The organism is Flavobacterium sp. RSB2_4_14 (genome assembly GCF_051547085.1).
Lineage (GTDB): Bacteria > Bacteroidota > Bacteroidia > Flavobacteriales > Flavobacteriaceae > Flavobacterium.
On the sequence record NZ_JBPTTL010000001.1, the window covers coordinates 1,051,257 to 1,071,276 of the forward strand.

Here is a 20,020-nt window from a genome sequence, read left to right on the forward strand (position 1 = left end):
ATAATAAATTAGTCACTTTTTTTATCCTAAAAATATCCTAAAACGTTCCTAAGAAAACTGGATGTTAAATGAAGTTTTGTTGGAGATTTAAAAAAACTTTAATTACTTAAACAACTTTACTATGAAAAAAATTATTTTGTTATTTGTTTTGTTTAATTGTCTTTCACTATTCTCTCAAGAACAAATCAACCCTGTTATTTACTCACCAGATGGAGTTCTAGAAAATGTATTAGATAATTATGGAAATGTTTATAAGCTTTCAGATATATTAATAGACAACAATATTAATGGTGGATCATCAAGTCAACGAGGAGTACTATTTAGTTGTCCCAATTCTATATTTGAACTTTATTTAGAAGATGGTTGTGGTATGGAACTTATGACAGATTCACAGCATATTGAAAGAAGAGCAGTTGTTTGTAAATTCTTTCAGGATTTATCAAGCTTTATTACAACCCCTACTTCACCCATAGTTGTTTCGGGAAATAAAGTAAAGATATGGGTAAGAAATATTACTAATGTTGGTGTGCCAAATACTGTTTTGGGTTTAGCAAGCCCTTTTTATAATTTGCCTGTTTCTGGAGGTATTGGCGGTATCGTAGATAATGAAATCTGGAAAACTATTCATACTGGTATTGATTCTTATGCTAATGTTGCCTATCCCATTCAAGCAACTAATCCAGATGCTACCCCATATTTCTACCATGGTATGATAGCTTTTAGATTTAATAATACAAATTGGAATACTAGTTTAAGTTTACCTGCTTCATCAAATCAATATGATTTATATACGGTTTTGCTACATGAAATGACTCATGCTTTAGGATTTACTAGTTTAATTAATAAAGATGGTCAATCAGTCTTAGGTAATTCTCTTTGGAGATATTATTCCAGATATGATCAATTTTTACGAACAAACAATACCATAACACCCCTGATAACGGCACCAAATGTCACCTTTCCAATGTATAACAATGGATTTAATACTACTTTAAATCTGAGTGTACTTAGGCCGAATTGTATTTTGCCAGATAATCATAATTTGAATGAATCAATTGATGCCACCCTATGTAATGACGCTTTGCAATATAGAAGTGCTATAACAGTACCTATTTATACACCTACTTGCTTTGAAAACGGGAGTAGTTTTAGTCATTTTGAAGATAGCTGTATCGCCCCATTTGCAAATAACCAATATTTTGTAATGAGTAATGCTAACGGAATAGGTGTAAGTAAGAGATATTTAAAACCACAAGAGAGAATAGCTTTGTGTGATATTGGATATCAAGTAAATAGTACGTTTGGCACTAATGATACTGCAAATGGATTTTATGATTATGGAACTGGAAGTTCCTGCGCAGGAATTAATGTAGCAGGAGTTAACGATGGAATTGCGTCAAACAACACCTTTACATTTGCGGGTGTAGCTGGCAGTAATATTCCGATAAGTAGCACTGTATTATTGGGCAATGATAGAAACGCTATTAGTTTTGAAGGTCTTGTGGATTTTTATGGAACTGGAACCATCAATGGGAGTACTAATCCGATTTCAGGAAATACTGGCACACTACAATTTAATAGCAACACTCTTGGAGTGCATTTATTGCGTTATGTACCTGTTGGTGTTGGTGGTGTAAGAGGTAATATAACTTATGTTTATGTATTTGTTTTTCCAGCGACTTCCACATGCCAAGTAAATCCATGTAATCTAGTTGTAAATGGGGATTTTGAACAGTCCACGTCACTGCCTACTAGTTTTGGAGATATAAATAAAGCTTGTGGATGGAATGAAACAAATTCAGCTTCACCTGATTATTATCATTTAAATTCGGTAACCCAAAATTTATCTCCACCTTGTACATTTTTTGGCATTCAAGCCAGTAATAATGGGCAAGGATTAGCATATGTTGGTATGTCCAATCGTACTCAAACAAATGGTTTTAAATTTAATGAAAGTATTTATTCTAAACTTTCAACTCCTTTATCAGCCAATACCAATTACCAATTGAGTTTTGATGTTTCCTTAGCAGAAGGAAGTAGTTCTTTTGTAAATAAACTACAAGCTTATTTATCTGTTAACCCAGTAGCTGTCTTTGGTTCTGGTGATATTCCCATAGCTAATCCAACTATGTTATTTACAAACCCAACATTTTCTACTAATTTTAATGGATGGGAAACGATAACCTTTAATTTTATGACAACAACTGGTGGGGAACAATATATTTATTTAGGAGGATTGAATAATGTTGAAATTCATGATTCTACAGCTGCTCTAGTTGACCCAAGTTGCGGTTATTTTGATAATAATTCTCCTAGCAATGCACAAAATAGGTCTGCTTATTATTATTTGGATAATGTTAAATTAGTTCCTCTAAATGGAGCTACTTTTAATTTGCCCTCAATAGTTTGTATTGGTAATAATTTATCAAATCTAACTACATATTTATCATCTGTTCCCACTACTGGGGTTTTTACTGGACAAGGTGTTACGTTGAATGCTGGAATTTACTCTTTTAATTCTACTACTGCTCAAGTTGGATTACATATAATAAATTATACATATCTTAATTCTTCGAATTGTTCTATTACAATTTCAAAAACCATTGAAGTTAGTTCTTGTCTCTCAGATTTACAAATTGTAAAAAGTATTAATAGCTTAATGCCAGCCGTTGGAAGTAATGTTACATTCACTTTGACGGCAACTAATAATGGGCCAAGTAATGCGACTGGTGTTGTGGTTACCGATGTTATACCTAGTGGTTATACTATCCAAAGTGCGACAACAAGTGTTGGTAGTTGGAGTGCTCCGAATTGGACTATTGGAAATTTAGCTAATGGCGCAACAGTTACCATGACAATAATGGCAACTGTTAATAGTAGTGGTAGTTTTACTAACAGAGCTACCATAACGGGTAATCAAACTGACCCTTTCCCAAAAAATAATTCTAGTTCAGTGTCACCGAAAGTAATTTATGCTGCACCTGATACCTTTTCAATAAACAGTTGCATGGGAGGGACAACTTCATCTGTTTTAAGTAATGATATGGTAAGTGGTTCATTGGTAAGCCCTGCTAACGTAACTATAACTCTTTTGAATACTAATGTTTTACCAGGAGCTATTATTAATGCTAATGGGACAATATCCGTTCCTGCTGGAACTTCTCCAAACTCTTATCAAATACCGTATAGGATTTGTCAAACAGCAACAGGGTATATGACAAATTGTTCCCAAGCTATAGCAATAGTAGTTGTGGGTTATGATCCAATTATTGCTATTGATGATGATTTTAGTGTAACAAATCCAATAAACACTTTGACAGGTGGAACAACTCCAAGTATTTTGAGTAATGATACTTTAAATAATGTTGCGGCTACTAGTAGTAATGTTACCATTTTATATGATGTGTCAGACCCTGAAATACTGCCTCCACCAACAATAAATGTAGATGGTACTATTGAGTTACCCCAAGGTTTAACGATAGATGATTATACTATATATTATACCATTTCTGAAAATGGGTGTCCTGAGAATATGTCATCAGCTAGTGTTAAAATAATTGTAAACGAACAAGTTATTGTAACTCCTCAAATAGTTTCTGGAACTAGGGCTAATAGTATTGTAGAAGATGTCGACATTCAAGTTGATAGTCAAGGAAATGGGAAAATCATTATTTCAGGACAATTTACTACATACAATAATGTTCCTTGTAATAAGATTGCTCGATTAAATTCTAATTTGACTTTAGACACAACTACTAATTTTCAGGTCAGTGGTCCAATACCTGCACTCTATAACGCTAATGACATGAAGGTAATTAAAAACATGGGAGATAATTATAATAAAATCCTTTTGGTTGGTTTGTTTGATGGATTTAGCGGTGGTTCTAATGGAAAGAGTATTGTTCGACTGATGCCAGATGGGACACTTGATACTAGTTTTAATGCTAATTATTTTGGTTCGGATAAAGGGGTTTCTGGTAGTAACTCGCAAATTTATTGTTGTTATGTTTATCCTGATGGTAGCGGAGACAACACAGGTAAAATATTAATTGGAGGAATGTTTAATGCTTATAATGGAGAACCAAGATATAAAATTGCTAGATTAAATGTAGATGGGTCACTTGATTATACTTTTAACCCCAATATTTTTAATGATGATGAATTATATTTCGGACCAGGTTTTAATAGTGCTGTGATGAAAATAGTTGTACAACCAGTGGATCAAAAAATAATTGTTGGGGGTTATTTTCAACGTTTTAATGGTGTATTAGTAAATGGGATCGCTAGATTAAATGATGATGGAACTATTGATAGTACTTTTAATAATGGAAATATATCTTCCTCAAGAGGTATTACAAAGACACCTCCAAGACCTGCGAATTATGGAGTACATATTGAAGATATTGTTTTGCAAGACAATGGTTCTATTATTATAGGCGGTCAATTTGAAAAATATAATAACGTTATTAGAAATGGTATTGCACGATTAACGCCTACAGGAGCTCTAGATACTTTTTTTGCTGTTAATACAGGTTTTAATACTACATTAAATCCAATTACTGATACCTATGGAATGGTACGAGATTTGGATTTAGAAGGCACAGGTGTTACTACAAAAGTATATGTTAGTGGTGATTTTACAAGTTATCAAGGAGTTGCTTGTCATGAAATAATTAAGTTAAATAATAGTGGGTTTTTAGATGTTTCTCCATCTTTTAATCTATCAGGAGGTGGGCCAAACGGAAGTAGTAATGGTCCAGTGTGGTGCATGAAAAGGCAAAATGACGGTAAAATGATTATAGGAGGAATGTTTACAACTTATGCTATAATACCTGCTCTTAATGTTACTCGAATATTTCCGTCTCCAAATAGTTTAGAAGCTAAAAACGGAACAGATTACTATGACAGTGAGCCAGATGCAATTGATTTAGCTACTTTAGACGGTAAAATATTTATTTACCCTAATCCGAGTAATGGAGAGATTAAATTTGCTACGGGTAATTTCAAGAATAAATTATTTTCTATTAAAATTTATAATGTTATGGGGCAAAAAGTTTTTGAAAGAATTGGTTTGACCGAAATTGATGATACTTTAAATTTAAATGATTTTAGACAGGGAACTTATTTTGTTACATTTGTTAATGAAATTGAAACTATAACCAAAACTATAATTATTGAATAAAATTTAATTTCAAATTTTTAAGTATTTTACCAAATTTTTAATGTCATTATTTTTATATAATTAACCATGAGAAAATTATTCTTATTGTCGTTTGTTTTGTTCTCAACAACTTGTTTCTCTCAAGCAGGTTCTTTTGATACTAGTTTTAGTGAAGATGGTAGAAATAGAAAATGCTTTCCACTTTCCACAGCATCATTTACATCTGCTTTTCAGTCTACTGGTAAAATAGTATGTTATGGTAACGATTATCAAGGCAGTGGATGTTTAAACAGATTTAATATTGATGGTTCTGTTGATGAAACGTTTGGAAATAGTGGTGTCATTATAAATATTTTACCTACTTCTGGTTATTATCCACAAGACATGGTTATACAATCCGACAATAGAATTATTATTATGGGTATAATACAAAATAATATTTATCCAAATGCTTATTGGGTAGCTCGATTGTTGCCCGATGGCGCATTAGACCCTAGCTTTAGCGGAGATGGTTATTTGGATTTGAGTTTTGGGACGGAACAAGATAGGGGTACTTGTGTGGCTCTTCAAACTGATGGTAAAATTTTAGTAGGTGGTACGTCGGGCAGTACTGCACAATATTTCACCGTTGCTCGATTGCTAAGTAATGGTAATTTAGACACTACTTTTGGGATCAACGGGGTGGTGCAAACTCCTTTTTCGGGTTCTGAAAGTTTTGCTAATTGTATTGCTGTGCAGCAAGATGGAAAGATTATTTTGGGAGGATATACTGTAAACGCTCCTTTCGCTAAGGATTTTGCCATGATACGCTATGATGGTAACGGTACTATTGATACTGGTTTTGGAATTAACGGAAAAGTTATCACCACTTTAAACACCACTTACTCTGATTATATAGATAAAATTATCATTGACCCACAAGGTAGAATTATTGCTAGTGGATGCTCTTCGTTTGAGGTTAATTATAAATTAGCTATGGTTCGCTACACAAGTAACGGGACTTTAGATACGAGTTTTGGTACTAATGGAAAGGTTATATCAAATATTGGTAGTTGGTACTCGGATGTTGCAAGGCAAGTTGATGGTAAAATAGTTTTGGTTGGGGGCTATTATGGAGATATTTTTGCAGTATTAAGATACCTAGATAATGGTGCTTTAGATAATGGCTTTGGCGCAAATGGACTCGTAACAGGAGGTTTTGAATTTGGGGGTTTTGCTTCATCAGTTTTAATACAATCTGATAATAAAATAGTAGTTACAGGAAATACTCCAAATCCTGAATTTACATTAGCATGTTCCGCAATCATTAGGTTAAACCCTGGCACTTTGTCAACTGAAGAGTTTACCAATTCTGAGGTGAAATTATACCCTAATCCAACGAGTGGCGTGGTGTTTTTTGATAACAGTGAAAGGATGTTTGAAAAAGTGAGTGTTTATAATTACTTAGGACAAGAGGTTGTGAAATCCTTCGACTGCGCTCATAGAGACAATGTATCTTTTGACTTAAGTAATCTTTCTAATGGAGTTTATCTTTTGAAGTTTGAAGGTAATGGCAGGAATGGTGTGGCAAAGGTTGTGAAAGAGTAGGTATTTGGAATAAAGGAAATAAAAAGGCAAACTAGACGGTTTGCCTTTTTTATGCTTGGTAAAATCGTGAATGAGATTTTAGAAAATAAGGGTGAAAATGGGATATTATTTAGCCCCGATTGTAGTGAAAATCCTGGCATTGCGACAGTGATAATTTAATGATGAGATTGCTTGGTTCCTCGCAATGACAGATTGTAACGGAAAGCGGGAAAATGGAAAGCAAGAATGCGCAAACGATTCGCTCCTACTTCTTAACTGCTTCTTTATCAAAATGCACAAAAATATTGATGTAAATGTTACGTGCTAATCTAGCGGTAACAGGCATTAAGACAATTAATGCTGCAATAATGGCGATAAAAGAGTGTACTAAACTCAATCCGATGAATACTTTTGAAATGATAAAAGCGGCTATACCTATGGCTACTGTTAAACCATAACTGACATACATAGCGCCATAAAAAAAGGAAGGTTCTATTTGATAATGCAGTCCACAATGGCTACAATTTTCGTGCATTTTGTAAACATTGGTAATATGATATGGATTTTGGTCCACGTACATACTTTCTTGATGGCATTTTGGACAACTTCCTGTTAAAATGCTATATAATGTGGTTCCTTTTTTTAACATTTGCAAAAATTTTAAATTTTGTATCGATTGGTCAAATGACCTTGAGTTCGCAAAGGTACTTTATTGAAAGTTTTTGAATGTAACAATTGTAACAAATTAATATGTTAAATATACACAACTTATCGGTTTCGTTTGGTGGTACGTATCTTTTTGAAGAGGTAACTTTTCGATTGGGTTCGGGTGATAGAGTAGGATTAGTAGGGAAAAACGGTGCTGGAAAATCGACCATGCTCAAGATTTTGGCTGGTGATTTTAAACCTGATAGTGGACAAATTGCCACGGAGAAAGAAGTAAAAATGGGATTTCTTCGTCAGGATATTGATTTTGAACAAGGACGAACGGTGCTTGAAGAAGCTTATGAAGCTTTTACCGATATAAAAGTAGTCGAAAAAAAGCTTGAAAAGATTAACCATCTTTTAGTCACTAGAACGGATTATGAAAGTGATGAATATGCCCAAATTATTGAGGATTTATCAGACTACACGCATCGTTTTGAATTGCTTGGCGGTTATAATTATGTAGGAGATACGGAGAAAATTCTTTTGGGATTGGGTTTTAAAAGAGAAGATTTTGAAAACCAAACCGACACTTTTTCTGGTGGATGGAGAATGCGTATTGAGTTGGCTAAATTGTTATTGCAATCCAATGATATTCTTTTGCTGGATGAGCCAACGAATCACTTGGATATTGAAAGTATTATTTGGCTGGAAGGTTTCTTGAGAAATTTTCCAGGTGTTGTGGTGATTGTATCGCACGATAAAATGTTTTTGGATAATGTGACCAATAGAACGATAGAAATCTCTTTGGGGAAAGCGTATGATTTTAATAAACCGTATTCGCAATATTTGGTTTTAAGAGAAGAAATTCGCGAAAAGCAATTGGCTACGCAAAAAAATCAAGCGAAGAAAATTGAAGAAACCGAGAAGTTAATCGAAAAATTTAGAGCAAAAGCTTCCAAAGCTTCGATGGCACAATCGCTTATCAAAAAACTGGATAAAGTAGAGCGCATTGAAGTGGATGAAGATGATAATTCGGTGATGAATATTTCGTTTCCCTTGTCTCAAACTCCGGGACGTGTAGTTATAGAAGCCGATCATGTGACAAAAGCCTATGGTGATAAAGTGATTTTAAAGGATATTTCACTTTTGGTAGAACGCGGAAGCAAGATTGCATTCGTTGGTCAAAACGGTCAAGGAAAATCAACTTTTATCAAAGCTATAGTCAATGAGTTTAAGTACGACGGAACAATCAAACTAGGACATAATGTGCAGTTGGGTTATTTTGCGCAAAACCAAGCGGAATATTTGGATGGTGAAATTACCTTATTAGAAACCATGACAAATGCCGCAACGGATGGCAATCGTTCTAGAGTTCGAGATATGTTGGGTTCATTTCTTTTTCGTGGCGATGATGTAGAGAAAAAGGTAAAAGTGCTTTCTGGAGGTGAAAGAAACCGATTAGCGTTATGCAAATTGTTGTTACAACCCATCAACGTTTTAGTGATGGATGAGCCAACGAATCACTTGGATATTAAATCAAAAAATGTATTAAAAGCAGCATTACAAAAATACGAAGGCACATTGCTTTTAGTTTCTCACGATAGGGATTTTCTTCAAGGCATGTCCAACATTGTTTATGAGTTTAAAGACCAAAAGATTAAAGAATATTTGGGCGACATCAATTTTTTCTTAGAACAACGAAACGCGATGAATATGCGTGAAATTGAGAAGAAAGATGTGGTAGTGAATACAAATTCTAATGCGGTCAACAAAAATATTTCCTATGAAGATCAAAAGAAAAGCAAATCTTTACAAAACCGTTTGAGCAAAATAGAAAGTCAAATCAAACAATTGGAAATTGATATTCAAAACGATGACAAGGCTTTGGCTTCTAATTATGACAAGCATATCGAAGATGCTAATTTCTTCATGGCATACAATAAGAAAAAGAAAGAATTGGATAAATTACTCGAAGATTGGGAACTAGTCCAAGGTGAAATAGACGCACTTTAGAGTTTGAATAACATGAAAAATTTACATCTTATTATTTCAATACTAATTGTAATTCCAGTAGGATGTATTTATGGTTTTCAACCTAATCTACTTTTTGATGTGAGCTTAAATACAATTGATGAAGCCACTATTTTCAAAGCTATCACGGGATTGTATTTAGCTTTTGCTACCTTATGGATTATTGGAATTTTCAAACCTAGTTTTTGGAAAATTGCCACAGTTTCTAATCTGATTTTTATGTTGGGATTGGGATTTGGGAGAATTATTTCAATTGGTTTTGACGGAATACCATCTTTCGTTTTTGTATTTGGAACGATTGGTGAATTGGTTTTGGGTTGGTATGCATTTATACAATTACAAAAAAGGAGCTCTAATTAGAGCTCCTTTTTTTATTACTATAATAATCCAAGCTTAGCCTTCCGCTACCAAATCCAAAGATTAATAAAAAGCAAAAGAAGTATAGTTGTTGAAAATACATCCCAGTAATAAACTCTGGATTGTCATACCAAATATGGGAGATTACAAAAAATTGAAAGGCTAATTGCAATGCACTAAATCTTGTAAATAATCCAAGTATAATACACAAACCACCAATGAATTCGCCATAGGTTGCAGCATAAGCCCAAAAAGTTGGATTTGGAAATGTAAAACCAATTTCACCAACTTGTTTCACAAACCATACTGGAACTCCAAAAGCAAGATTAGCCCAATCTTCTGTTCCTTTTTCATCAATTTTATGAAACACTTTTGATAAACCTGCGCCAAAGGCAATGGTAAATCCAACATGAATTCGGAAAAGTAGATAAATAATTTCAATATAAATTTCGTTTGAATTTATTGTGCCAGTTAAGAAAGAATGAATTTTTCTCATAATTATTTAGTTTTTATACCCCATTGATAATCCGGTATCGCCAGTCACATATAAATCTACCGAAGCTTCTTCGTCTGACCTATTTTCAATAACAAGCGCGGTATTGCGTTCCGCTTTTACAGTTACAGTTTCTCTAGGTTTCACTATAACTGGTGAATGTGTTCCGCCATCTATTGGTGCCATAAAAACTTTTAAATCATGGTTACAAACATTTTTGAGTTTTACTTTGAAACTTCCATGCTCGTTGTTTCCCAACACAAAACTATCATTAGGTTGAATGATTGTGTTGGATGTTAATGAACCAAAAACACCACATGATGTGAGTGTTAGTAGTAGAAAAAGTGTTGTAATCGTTGTTCTCATTTTATTTTTTTTATGAAACCGATTGTTGGGTTTCTGGTTATTTGATGAGGCAAAGATGAAACAACAGCATAAGCCAAACGCTTCAAATTATGATTTGAAACCTTTTTATGGTAAAATAAATTATTTGATACTCGATGGAAAAGAGGAAGTTATGATTTGAGACGTCTTACCTAGGTTTGACTTAGAAAATCTTTTGGTGAAAGCCCTGTGTTTTTTTTGAAAGCTCTATTGAAAGTAGCTTTCGAATTAAAGCCGCAATCAAAGGCAATACCGAGTAAAGTGGATTTTTTATGTTCTCCTTTTTCAAAACGTTGTTTTACCGCTTCGATTCTGTAATTATTGATAAAGTCGTTAAAGTTGATTTGAAACCCTTGATTAATTGCTTTGGAAATAACTGCTGCGTTGGTTTGAAGTTTTTTGGCAACATCGGTTAACGTTAATTCGGGATTTTGAAAGAGTTTTTCTTCATTGATTACAGTTTCTATTTTTGTTTTCCAAAGTTCAATTTCGGCAGAATGATTTTCTTCAAAAACTTCGTGCTCAATATCGATTATGGCATTTTCGTTAGTGTTAAAATTAGACAAAAGCAAAGCAGGTTTTTTATCAAAAACAGATATTTCAAAAGGAATTTTGGTTATAATTGGGTTGGAATAACCCGTTATGGCTACATAATACATAACGATCGAAAAGAATAGAAAAAACCACCACGAACCTTTGTAAGAGTTCAGTTCAGGATAAAAAAGCGAAAGTATGTCAAAAACAACCGGTAGTAATAACATTATTAAAAAACTGTATAAATAGGTTTTAATCCAATTGAATAAAACACCATCAGCATAGCTTACTACTTGAAACATTAATTTTCGATACAAATTATAGTATCTAATGGACATTACAAAGTAAATAATCATGGAAACCAAACCAGTTTTTTGATACCAAAAATCAAAATCTTTATCCATTCCATCTTTATAAAAATAATAATCTTCTAAAATCAATTTGTCATAAATCCAAATGATCAATGAATAAAGCAGGTATAAAATACCTGGAAGCAAATGCAAAAAGTTCTTTTTAGTTAAACGAAAAGAAGGATTGAGCAAACTTTGTGTATAAAAATAAATGACTGGACCAATAAAAAATAAATGTTGGAATGGCATATAAAACAAAAAATCTCGATAAGGTTGATTGTCATACCATCCGCCAAAACCTAGCATCCATGGCGCGACAAACAAACTGCATAAAAAAACAAACAAACTCAACCAGTAGTTAGATTTTGTCTCTGTTTGGATTGCTTTTTTTAATAAAAGAAAACTGTAAATTATCCCCTGAGAAAAAGTGATTAAAAGGAGTGAAGAATAAAATCCAAAAGAAAAATACATTGATTAATTTTTATAAAGATATAAAACTTTATGAATCCTTAAACGGATGGCGTTGTTGCCAAACTAATGTTGGTTCTAGTTTTGGGAATATATTGGCCATTACTTTATTCACATATTTATTAGTGTGGTAAATAAATCCAGACATTATAATCGGTTGTGCACCAATGGAACTTTTGATTTCTAAAGCAGTTCTACCAAAGATTATTTTTTTGAATTGATTTTCAATTCCAAATTTTGTCATGTTGTATAGCATGTTGAGATACAACATTTTCTCTTTTTGAACCTGATTATCATATCCAAGGAAATAGGTTTCTAATACTGAACCGTTCAAAAGTAACGTGTGAAAACCAACTAGTCTTTCTTTGTCGAAATAGCCACACAACACAAATCGGTTGCCACATTGCTTTTTAAAAGTCGTAAAGTGGTGTTTGTCGAGAAAAAAAGTGTTGAAAGGTGCGTTTTTGGCAACGTGATGATACAATTCATAAATTCTTTCTTCATGAGTGATTATTTCTTCTAATGATAAAGCTCTTGTTTCAATTCCGTCAAATTTTTTATGAGCACGTTTGTATTGATCACGGTATTTCTTTGAAAAAGTAGCAACATAATCGTCATTATTTTTCCAATGATGTGGTAACTCAAAAACCATATTAGGTTGTGTGTTGAATTCGTAGATTGATTTAAAGGCAAACTCGTTAAATGCTATTGCACATTCTTTATAAAAATCTTTAAACGATACAATGTGGATGGTGATATTTTGTTTTTTGAAGTAACTTGTAATTTCACTCGCACATCGAATAAGTAATTTACTTATGGTTTCGAAATCAATTGTTTCATTAAACGCATAACAATTTTGTCCAGTAATCATGTTGTTGCCAAGAAATAAAACATGTGAGGCAAAGTTTTTAAAAATAAAATTTCTCACATAGGTTTTAATACATCTATCTCTTTCTCCAAATGATTCTAATTTATTCAAATCAAGATATTGGGCCAATGCCACTCCAATAAGTTCTGATTTTTTAAAAATTCCAATATAAAAGCATTGCATATTGGTAGGTGCAACGTTTTCTAAAACTTTCAAATACGGAGTTTGCAAAAAAGCATTTTCATGCGCCACTTCATCCCATGAAATTGGGAGTTCAGCTATAGAAGAATAAATTTGATAAGTAGTTGTTTCCAATAAATAAAAAAATCGCTTCACAAATGTAGAGCGATTGGCTTATAAAAAAATGTTAATTATTCCATCATACAGATTATGCCACCCATTATGGTAAAGCATACAATCCAAAAGCCAGCAGTTACTAAAACATATTTAAAACTTTTTCTTTCATAAAGTGCATTGGTACCAATTACAGGTAAAATCATTAATAATCCGGCAATAAAGCCATGCAATGCGCCATGTTTGAGAGTTCGAAATGCTGTTCCATAATCGGCCATAAAAGCATCATACGAAGGTTTAGCTTTAGTTATATCACCACCAATCATTCCTAAAGCTCCATATTGATGGATAACTAAGAATTGAAGGATTATAGCAATAAAAAAAGCATAAACAATGGAAAGGCCAAACATTTTCAGCATATTAAAATCTTTCAACTGTTCTTCATTCAGTCCAGCTTCTTTCATCCAAATGTTTCCAAAAACTTTTGGATTGTACCAAACAAAGCCAACTACTAATGTGGATAACGCCGCAAGTAAAATTGCTAAGAAATTGATGTTCATAATGGTATGTTTAATGGGTTAGTATATCAAATATAAATATTTTTTTTTAATGATAACTTTTACCTTTCAACAACGATTAAATATAAAAATGTAAGATATAATTTAAATAAAATATAATAAAAATGCATTTCATCGATTATTTTTGTTTTTAAACGATTAACTCTATAGTTTTACTTCGTCATAAACCCTAAAACTTAATGATATGAAAATTATTTTTACCTACGTTGCCCTACTTTTTGTTTCTGCATCAGTTTTTGCAGATATATCTTCAACAGAAAAAAATGCTTTATTAAAATTAAATAAAGCAACCAAAGGTTCACAATGGACCAATAAATGGGATTTGAAATCTCCAGCTACTACATGGTATGGAGTTGAAATCAAAAATGATAAAGTGGTTTCCATTAATTTGATGAACAATAACCTTGTTGGTGTATTACCAAATGAATTAGGCGATTTAACTTCGTTAGAAACTCTAAATTTATTCAGAAATGATATTTCAGGGGTTTTGCCTGCAAGTTTAGGAAATCTAAAAAAGTTAACAAATCTTAATGTTGCTTTTAACAAAATATCTGGACAATTACCTGAAACTATTGGGAATGCCTCACAATTGAAATCAATCGAATTGCACATGAACCGATTGACAGGTGTTTTACCAGTAAGTATAGGTAGTTTGTCAAACTTGGAAACTCTTTCGTTATTTAACAATGAGATTGAAGGACAAATTCCAACATCCTATTATCAATTAAAATCTTTAAAAGTTTTGCTATTAAACAGCAATAAACTATCAGGAAAATTAGAAAAAGAAGTGGCTAACCTTTCCTCACTTGAAACCTTAAGTTTATTTGAAAATAGAATGGATGGTCAAGTACCTTTTGATTTAGAGAAGTTAGGAAACTTGAAAGAAATGAATATTTCGTATAATATGTTTAATGGTTTGGTTTCAAGAAATTTGGCTAAACTAGATACGTTAAACATGACAATGGTAAATGAGCAAGGTGTTGCTACCACTTTAAAAGTTAGTATTGATAAAAACTCAGCTTATGCTGCAGATGAATAATATAGATTAAATTTAAGTTAGTTGATTAGATGGGAAATCTGAGACTGTCTGAAAAGTAATTTTCAGGCAGTTTTTTTATAATATGACGTATCCAAAAACCAAAAAAACCGTTTTGAGAATTTCAAAACGGGTTTTAAATGATTTTTTAATCTTACTACTAAAATCTATAACGAAGTGATAGTGCAAGGTCTCCGCCAAAATTATCTTCTCTATAATCTTCAGAGTCAAAATAGTATTGAGGTCTGAAATCAAGAGAGATTTGTAAAGGAATTGGAAAATTATATTCAATTCCAATATCACCAGCAAGAAGAAGGATCATTCCGCTGTCATCATAACCATTTTGATCATAGCTCCAGCTACCAATTCCAGCTCCAAGTCCGGCATACCAGTTAAAACCTTTGTCAATTCCCCATACCCATTGGTACAATCCAACAAGTTTAAAATTATCGACATCATTATTGTCGCTTCTCCAGCCTAAGTCAAGTTCTAAACGATTGTTTTTAGACAATCCTCTTTGATAAGAAATCTCTGTTCCAAAACCATTGTCTCCACCTAAACGTAACCCTAACGCATTTTTAGAAAATTCTTGAGCTTGTGTGCTGAATGCTAAACCTAGTAGCAAAAATGCAGATAAAAGTAACTTTTTCATTTTTATATTATTTATGATTTTGGCTAAGATAGTTTAAAAAGCCCGTATTTACAAGCATTTTCTTTTAAAGTGTATTAAATAATTTTAAGTAAGTGCCAACTTTCTACTATTCTACTATTTCTTTGGGACTACTTTTACACATCTAAAACCAAGATGATTAGTTCCTGTTAGAATGTCACCTTTGCCACGTGTTCCCATAACATAGCGTGAGCAATATTGGTCAGAACATAAAAATGAACCTCCTTTGTGAACTTTTTTTGGAATTCCAGGCTCAGTTGGGTCATAACTATCAGTTGGTCCTTGTGGGTTTTTAGTTATTTCGTTTTGAGATAAAGTATTGAAATAATCATTTTTGTACCAATCAGAACACCATTCCCATACGTTTCCCGTCATATCGTATAAGCCATAACCATTTTTTGGATATTGCTTAATAGGAGCAATTCCTTTAAACCCATCTGAACCGCTATCCTTAGTTGGAAAAACACCTTGAAAAGTATTGGCCATATACTTTCCATTGGGAATAAATTCATCACCCCAAGCAAATTTTTTGGCACTCAAACCTCCTCTTGCGGCAAATTCCCATTCCGCTTCTGTTGGCAATCGTTTTCCTGCCCATTTTGCATAGGCTACAGCATCATCCCATGCAATATGAATTACTGGATAGTTTTCTTTTCCTTTTAAATTACTCTCTGGTCCAGATGGATGACGCCAATTGGCACCTTTTATATAATCCCACCATTGGTAAAAATTATTTAAACTCTGAACTTGTTTTGGTGGACTAAAAACTACTGAACCTGCCACTAACATATCGGGCAACGCATTAGGGAATTCCTCTCTAGTTGGTGTTATTTCTGCAATAGTTTTGTAACCTGTTGCTTTTACAAATGCTTCAAACTCGGCATTGGTTACTTCATGTTCATCCATCCAAAAACCATCAACATATACTTGGTGAACTTTACAATCTGAAGTTAATCCTCCAATTTGGCACATTGATTCGCATTTTTCATCGGTGCCCATAAAAAAAGTTCCACCCGGAATCCAAACCATTCCTTTTTCTTTAGCAGTTAGAGTTGGTTCTTTATTTTCAAAAGTTTGCATTTCCGAAGCTGTACTATTGTTGATAGCCAATTCAGCTTTTATATCTGTTTTATCGTTATTTTTTTTACAAGAAAACAATATAAAAGCCGATAACAAGACCATGTATAAATGCGAAATAGTAAATTTCATTAGAGTTGATTTTTAGTATGGGTATAAATAAATATTCAAAAAAAGTTCATCAAAGTTATGATTTATTTTAATAAAAAAGAGAGCTTAATTTAGCTCTCTTCTGATTTTTTTTGTTCAATCTAATATTATTCAGCAACAACCAATTTAGAAGCACTGCGATATATATAGTCATTGTAAATATGTCTTCTTGCAAAACGACTTGGCGATTCTGCATTCACCATTTTAATATAAATAGGTCTTAAAACGCCAAAGTATTCAAAGGAACTTCCATCCAAGAAAGTAATATAAAGCACTCCTTTTTCATAATAAAAATCTGCAATATTAGTACTTGAGGTGATTCTTGTGTATTCTGCTTTGTCCTTTTCTAAAGTTTCAGGAGCAATGCTAACCAAAAAATGGTATGCAGCAATGATCTCGGTACTTTTCTCTTCTGCTGCTAAACGTTCAGCATCGTCCTGAATAGTATCTGGATGAATATCCTTCATGCAATTTCTATAAATTGTTTTAAGCTCTTTCAAAGTAGCTGTCTTTGTAACGCCAAGTAACGTTCTGTACTCGATAATTTTTTTTGTATTCATAGTTTCAAAATAAAAACCCATCAATTGTGATTAATGAGTTGCTTTAGCATTATAAATAGTATTTTTTCTTATAAAAATCTATTTCGGGTGCAAATATAGGCTTTTATTTTGAATGGCTTTTATTTCTTTAAAAATGAAATATTTACAGCCATGAAGTTATAATTTGTAATTTTTTTTAAAAAAAATGTCTCTGTGTAACACATGTTACTGCCAACCGTTTTTCACCGTCATATTTTTGCTCCATAATTAATTAAAATCTATTATGAAGAAAATAAAGGGAATCGTTCTATTGGGAGTGCTTTTGGTCTACTTTTCAGGACACAGTCAAGATACTTTGTCAATCTCTAAATCTGATTTGTTCCAAAAAGTAGCTGACAAAAACCTCCAAATTAAAATAGCCGAAAAAAGCTATCAGTCTGCAAAGGCGGATTATAATCAAACCAACACACTCTTTTTGCCCAATATTAATGTGTCCTATACTGGAATCTCAACCACTAATCCTTTGATGGCTTTTGGTTCTAAATTAAATCAGGAAATTTTGACGCCTGCCGATTTCAATCCAGCAGTATTGAATGATCCAGCGGTTACGCAAAACTTTGCTACTAAATTTGAAATTCAACAACCTTTAATTAATGTTGATGGGATTTATGGTAGACAAGCAGCCAAAACTAAAATGGAAGCTTATCAGTTGCAAACCGAGAGAACAAAAGAGTATCTGGTGCTAGAGGTTACCAAGGCGTATATGCAACTCCAATTGACCTACAAAGCGGTAAAAGTTTTGGAAAAAGCACAAACTACTGCTAATGCTAATTTGAAAATGGTTGAGAACTATTTTAAACAAGGCCTATTGCAAAAAACAGATGTACTAAACGTGAAAGTAAGAGTAGGTGAAATAAACAATCAACTACAATATGCCAAAAGTAATGTGCAAAATACTTCTGATTATTTGGCTTTTCTATTGAATGAAGATAGCAAAGGGAAAACATACAAACCTGCTGAAGAATTGGAAAATGCTATCGAAATTGAAGCCATAAATACGCAATTATCCGAAAATAGAAAAGACATTCAAGCGATGAACAAATCTTCTGAAGCCTATGAAAAAATGATGCAAATGAGTAAAATGAATTTCTTACCAAGATTAAACGCTTTTGGAAGTTATGAATTGTATGACTCTACTTTTTTAGGAACAGCAGCCAAAGGATATTTAGTAGGTGCACAATTATCATGGAATGTTTTTGATGGTTACAAATCCATAGGAAAATATGACAAAGCCAAAGCCGATTTCCAAAAAGCAGAAGTCGAAACAGAACAATATATAAAACAGAGCCAAATGGAATTGAATAAAACCAATCGTCAGTTGAAAGATGCCGAGAACAAAGTGAATTTATCACAACTGGCTTTTGAACAATCGCAAGAAGCTTTTAGAATTCGTCAAAATCGTTTCGCTCAAGGATTAGAAAAGACAACCGATTTATTACTATCTGAAACCCAAGTGATACAAAAAGAATTAGAGTATTCACAATCGGTTTTTGAATACAATTTCACTAAGCATTATTTACAATTTTTAACAAAATAATAATTTAACCAACACATTTTTAAGAAATTAAAAAAGGAAACACAGATTGGAGAAATCAGAGAAATTTTTAAAATTATTATAATTTCTCAAATCTGTGTTCCAAAAAAACAAAATATTATCATGAGAAAAACAATAACCATTCTAACCCTTTCAACATTCATATTCCTATCATGTGGAAAAGAAAAGAAAGAAACAACTAATAACGAATCGGCAATTCCAGTAAAAGTAAGTGGTATTTCAGCTGATACTAATGGTGAATTTGTAACCGCAAGCGGAAAAATTGAAGCCGAAAATAGTGCCAATGTTTCCACAAGAATGATGGGTTATGTCACCAAAGTAAATGTCAAAGTAGGACAAAAAGTAACCGCCGGACAACTTTTAGTGAGTATCAACAACACCGATTTACAGGCCAAAAAAGCTCAAGTTGATGCTTCTATATTACAAGCATCAGCAGCTTTCAATAATGCAAAAAAAGATTATGAACGTTTTACAGCGTTATTCAATCAGCAAAGTGCTTCGCAAAAAGAGTTAGACGATATGACCTCGCGTTACGAAATGGCAAAAGCAGGTTTAGAAGGTGCAAAACAAATGCGAAACGAAGTAATGGCACAGTTTTCTTATACCAATATTACCGCACCATTTTCGGGCGAAGTGACCAATACTTTTGTCAAAGAAGGTGACATGGCAAATCCCGGAATGCCGTTAGTAAGTATAGAAGGCGCATCAAGATTACAGGTTACCGCTATGGTTTCGGAAAGTGATATTATTGCTATAAAAAACGGAATGAACGTAAAAGTTCTCGTAAAATCTACCAATCAAGAAATAGCAGGAAAAGTAACTGAAGTAAGCGGCTCGGCTAAAAATACAGGTGGACAATATTTAGTAAAAGTCGCTTTGAATAACACCGGAAGTAAGGTTTTATCTGGAATGTTTGTGAATGTACAATTTCCAATTTCCAACAAGCCTCAAACTACAGTGACACAATCTGATAAAGTTTTGGTTCCTCAAAGTGCCTTGGTAAAACAAGGTCAACTCACCGGAATTTATACTATCGGAACAGAGAAAACAGCTATTTTAAGATGGTTACGCATTGGAAAATCGTATGGTAATCAAGTGGAAGTATTGTCGGGATTATCGGCTAACGAACAATATATCGTTTCGGCAGAAGGCAAATTATATAATGGCGCTAAAGTTAGTATTCAGTAAACAGTAGCAGTTT

16 protein-coding genes are annotated in these 20,020 nt (G+C 33.0%); 7 read left to right on the top strand and 9 right to left on the bottom strand.

Going from position 1 to position 20,020, the window contains the following annotated elements; all coding sequences use genetic code 11:
* Positions 1-121: 121 nt before the first annotated feature.
* Together ACSVH2_RS04795 and ACSVH2_RS04800 are read left to right on the top strand one after the other, a co-directional pair.
* Positions 122-5,182, top strand: coding sequence for a T9SS type A sorting domain-containing protein (locus ACSVH2_RS04795; protein WP_438092014.1), 5,061 nt, complete (start codon positions 122-124; stop codon positions 5,180-5,182).
* A 66-nt stretch (positions 5,183-5,248) separates the two neighbouring features.
* Positions 5,249-6,748 (top strand): T9SS type A sorting domain-containing protein, encoded by a 1,500-nt coding sequence (locus ACSVH2_RS04800; protein WP_438092015.1) that lies wholly within the window; start codon positions 5,249-5,251, stop codon positions 6,746-6,748.
* Positions 6,749-6,992: 244 nt separating this feature from the next.
* Here the strand turns inward: ACSVH2_RS04800 and ACSVH2_RS04805 are convergent, their stop codons facing one another.
* Positions 6,993-7,376 carry a DUF983 domain-containing protein gene (locus ACSVH2_RS04805; RefSeq protein ID WP_438092016.1) on the bottom strand — a complete coding sequence of 128 codons (384 nt, stop codon included), beginning with the start codon at positions 7,374-7,376 and terminating at the stop codon, positions 6,993-6,995.
* A 101-nt stretch (positions 7,377-7,477) separates the two neighbouring features.
* Between ACSVH2_RS04805 and ACSVH2_RS04810 the strand changes: the two genes are divergently transcribed.
* On the top strand, positions 7,478-9,388 hold the full coding sequence (locus ACSVH2_RS04810) for an ABC-F family ATP-binding cassette domain-containing protein (protein WP_438092017.1): 1,911 nt from the start codon (positions 7,478-7,480) through the stop codon (positions 9,386-9,388).
* Positions 9,389-9,400: 12 nt separating this feature from the next.
* The gene (locus tag ACSVH2_RS04815; protein WP_438092018.1) at positions 9,401-9,766 is read left to right on the top strand and encodes a DUF4345 domain-containing protein; all 366 of its coding nucleotides are present in this window, start codon (positions 9,401-9,403) and stop codon (positions 9,764-9,766) included.
* On the opposite strand, the gene ACSVH2_RS04820 is transcribed toward ACSVH2_RS04815, so the two are convergent.
* The 5 genes from ACSVH2_RS04820 to ACSVH2_RS04840 form a co-directional block, all read right to left on the bottom strand.
* Entirely contained in the window at positions 9,759-10,259 is a 501-nt protein-coding gene (locus ACSVH2_RS04820; RefSeq protein ID WP_438092019.1) for a DoxX family protein, read from the bottom strand. The two genes, ACSVH2_RS04815 and ACSVH2_RS04820, sit on opposite strands and share 8 nt — an antisense overlap.
* 6 nt (positions 10,260-10,265) lie before the next feature.
* Positions 10,266-10,622, bottom strand: coding sequence for a hypothetical protein (locus ACSVH2_RS04825; RefSeq protein WP_438092020.1), 357 nt, complete (start codon positions 10,620-10,622; stop codon positions 10,266-10,268).
* A 170-nt stretch (positions 10,623-10,792) separates the two neighbouring features.
* Positions 10,793-11,995 (bottom strand): helix-turn-helix domain-containing protein, encoded by a 1,203-nt coding sequence (locus ACSVH2_RS04830; RefSeq protein WP_438092021.1) that lies wholly within the window; start codon positions 11,993-11,995, stop codon positions 10,793-10,795.
* 28 nt (positions 11,996-12,023) lie between these two features.
* Positions 12,024-13,196, bottom strand: a complete 1,173-nt coding sequence (locus ACSVH2_RS04835; RefSeq protein WP_438092022.1) for an 8-amino-7-oxononanoate synthase — start codon at positions 13,194-13,196, stop codon at positions 12,024-12,026.
* A gap of 35 nt (positions 13,197-13,231) precedes the next feature.
* Positions 13,232-13,714 (bottom strand): DUF1761 domain-containing protein, encoded by a 483-nt coding sequence (locus ACSVH2_RS04840; protein ID WP_438092023.1) that lies wholly within the window; start codon positions 13,712-13,714, stop codon positions 13,232-13,234.
* A 202-nt stretch (positions 13,715-13,916) separates the two neighbouring features.
* On the opposite strand from ACSVH2_RS04840, the gene ACSVH2_RS04845 reads away from it, so the two are divergent.
* Positions 13,917-14,771 carry a leucine-rich repeat domain-containing protein gene (locus ACSVH2_RS04845; protein WP_438092024.1) on the top strand — a complete coding sequence of 285 codons (855 nt, stop codon included), beginning with the start codon at positions 13,917-13,919 and terminating at the stop codon, positions 14,769-14,771.
* A gap of 157 nt (positions 14,772-14,928) precedes the next feature.
* Here ACSVH2_RS04845 and ACSVH2_RS04850 read toward each other — a convergent pair whose 3' ends face one another.
* The 3 genes from ACSVH2_RS04850 to ACSVH2_RS04860 all read right to left on the bottom strand — a co-directional run bounded on the left by ACSVH2_RS04850 (position 14,929) and on the right by ACSVH2_RS04860 (position 17,225).
* Positions 14,929-15,420, bottom strand: coding sequence for a hypothetical protein (locus ACSVH2_RS04850; protein WP_438092025.1), 492 nt, complete (start codon positions 15,418-15,420; stop codon positions 14,929-14,931).
* A gap of 114 nt (positions 15,421-15,534) precedes the next feature.
* Complete coding sequence (locus ACSVH2_RS04855; RefSeq protein ID WP_438092026.1) at positions 15,535-16,647, bottom strand: formylglycine-generating enzyme family protein; 1,113 nt, start codon at positions 16,645-16,647, stop codon at positions 15,535-15,537.
* Positions 16,648-16,772: 125 nt separating this feature from the next.
* A complete protein-coding gene (locus ACSVH2_RS04860; RefSeq protein ID WP_438092027.1) occupies positions 16,773-17,225 on the bottom strand; it encodes a KTSC domain-containing protein in 453 nt (150 codons plus the stop codon).
* Positions 17,226-17,487: 262 nt separating this feature from the next.
* Here ACSVH2_RS04860 and ACSVH2_RS04865 point away from each other — a divergent pair, with 262 nt between their 5' ends.
* Both ACSVH2_RS04865 and ACSVH2_RS04870 read left to right on the top strand, forming a co-directional pair.
* Positions 17,488-18,801, top strand: a complete 1,314-nt coding sequence (locus ACSVH2_RS04865; protein WP_438092028.1) for a TolC family protein — start codon at positions 17,488-17,490, stop codon at positions 18,799-18,801.
* 120 nt (positions 18,802-18,921) lie between these two features.
* Complete coding sequence (locus ACSVH2_RS04870) at positions 18,922-20,007, top strand: efflux RND transporter periplasmic adaptor subunit (protein WP_438092029.1); 1,086 nt, start codon at positions 18,922-18,924, stop codon at positions 20,005-20,007.
* Positions 20,008-20,020 lie beyond the last annotated feature (13 nt).

Excerpts from the sequence above, each read along its gene's own strand:
- ACSVH2_RS04795 (WP_438092014.1), top strand. The coding sequence starts at position 122 with ATGAAAAAAATTATTTTGTTATTTGTTTTGTTTAATTGTCTTTCACTA.
- ACSVH2_RS04800 (WP_438092015.1), top strand. The coding sequence starts at position 5,249 with ATGAGAAAATTATTCTTATTGTCGTTTGTTTTGTTCTCAACAACTTGT.
- ACSVH2_RS04805 (WP_438092016.1), bottom strand. The coding sequence starts at position 7,376 with ATGTTAAAAAAAGGAACCACATTATATAGCATTTTAACAGGAAGTTGT.
- ACSVH2_RS04810 (WP_438092017.1), top strand. The coding sequence starts at position 7,478 with ATGTTAAATATACACAACTTATCGGTTTCGTTTGGTGGTACGTATCTT.
- ACSVH2_RS04815 (WP_438092018.1), top strand. The coding sequence starts at position 9,401 with ATGAAAAATTTACATCTTATTATTTCAATACTAATTGTAATTCCAGTA.
- ACSVH2_RS04820 (WP_438092019.1), bottom strand. The coding sequence starts at position 10,259 with ATGAGAAAAATTCATTCTTTCTTAACTGGCACAATAAATTCAAACGAA.
- ACSVH2_RS04825 (WP_438092020.1), bottom strand. The coding sequence starts at position 10,622 with ATGAGAACAACGATTACAACACTTTTTCTACTACTAACACTCACATCA.
- ACSVH2_RS04830 (WP_438092021.1), bottom strand. The coding sequence starts at position 11,995 with ATGTATTTTTCTTTTGGATTTTATTCTTCACTCCTTTTAATCACTTTT.
- ACSVH2_RS04840 (WP_438092023.1), bottom strand. The coding sequence starts at position 13,714 with ATGAACATCAATTTCTTAGCAATTTTACTTGCGGCGTTATCCACATTA.
- ACSVH2_RS04845 (WP_438092024.1), top strand. The coding sequence starts at position 13,917 with ATGAAAATTATTTTTACCTACGTTGCCCTACTTTTTGTTTCTGCATCA.
- ACSVH2_RS04850 (WP_438092025.1), bottom strand. The coding sequence starts at position 15,420 with ATGAAAAAGTTACTTTTATCTGCATTTTTGCTACTAGGTTTAGCATTC.
- ACSVH2_RS04855 (WP_438092026.1), bottom strand. The coding sequence starts at position 16,647 with ATGAAATTTACTATTTCGCATTTATACATGGTCTTGTTATCGGCTTTT.
- ACSVH2_RS04860 (WP_438092027.1), bottom strand. The coding sequence starts at position 17,225 with ATGAATACAAAAAAAATTATCGAGTACAGAACGTTACTTGGCGTTACA.
- ACSVH2_RS04865 (WP_438092028.1), top strand. The coding sequence starts at position 17,488 with ATGAAGAAAATAAAGGGAATCGTTCTATTGGGAGTGCTTTTGGTCTAC.
- ACSVH2_RS04870 (WP_438092029.1), top strand. The coding sequence starts at position 18,922 with ATGAGAAAAACAATAACCATTCTAACCCTTTCAACATTCATATTCCTA.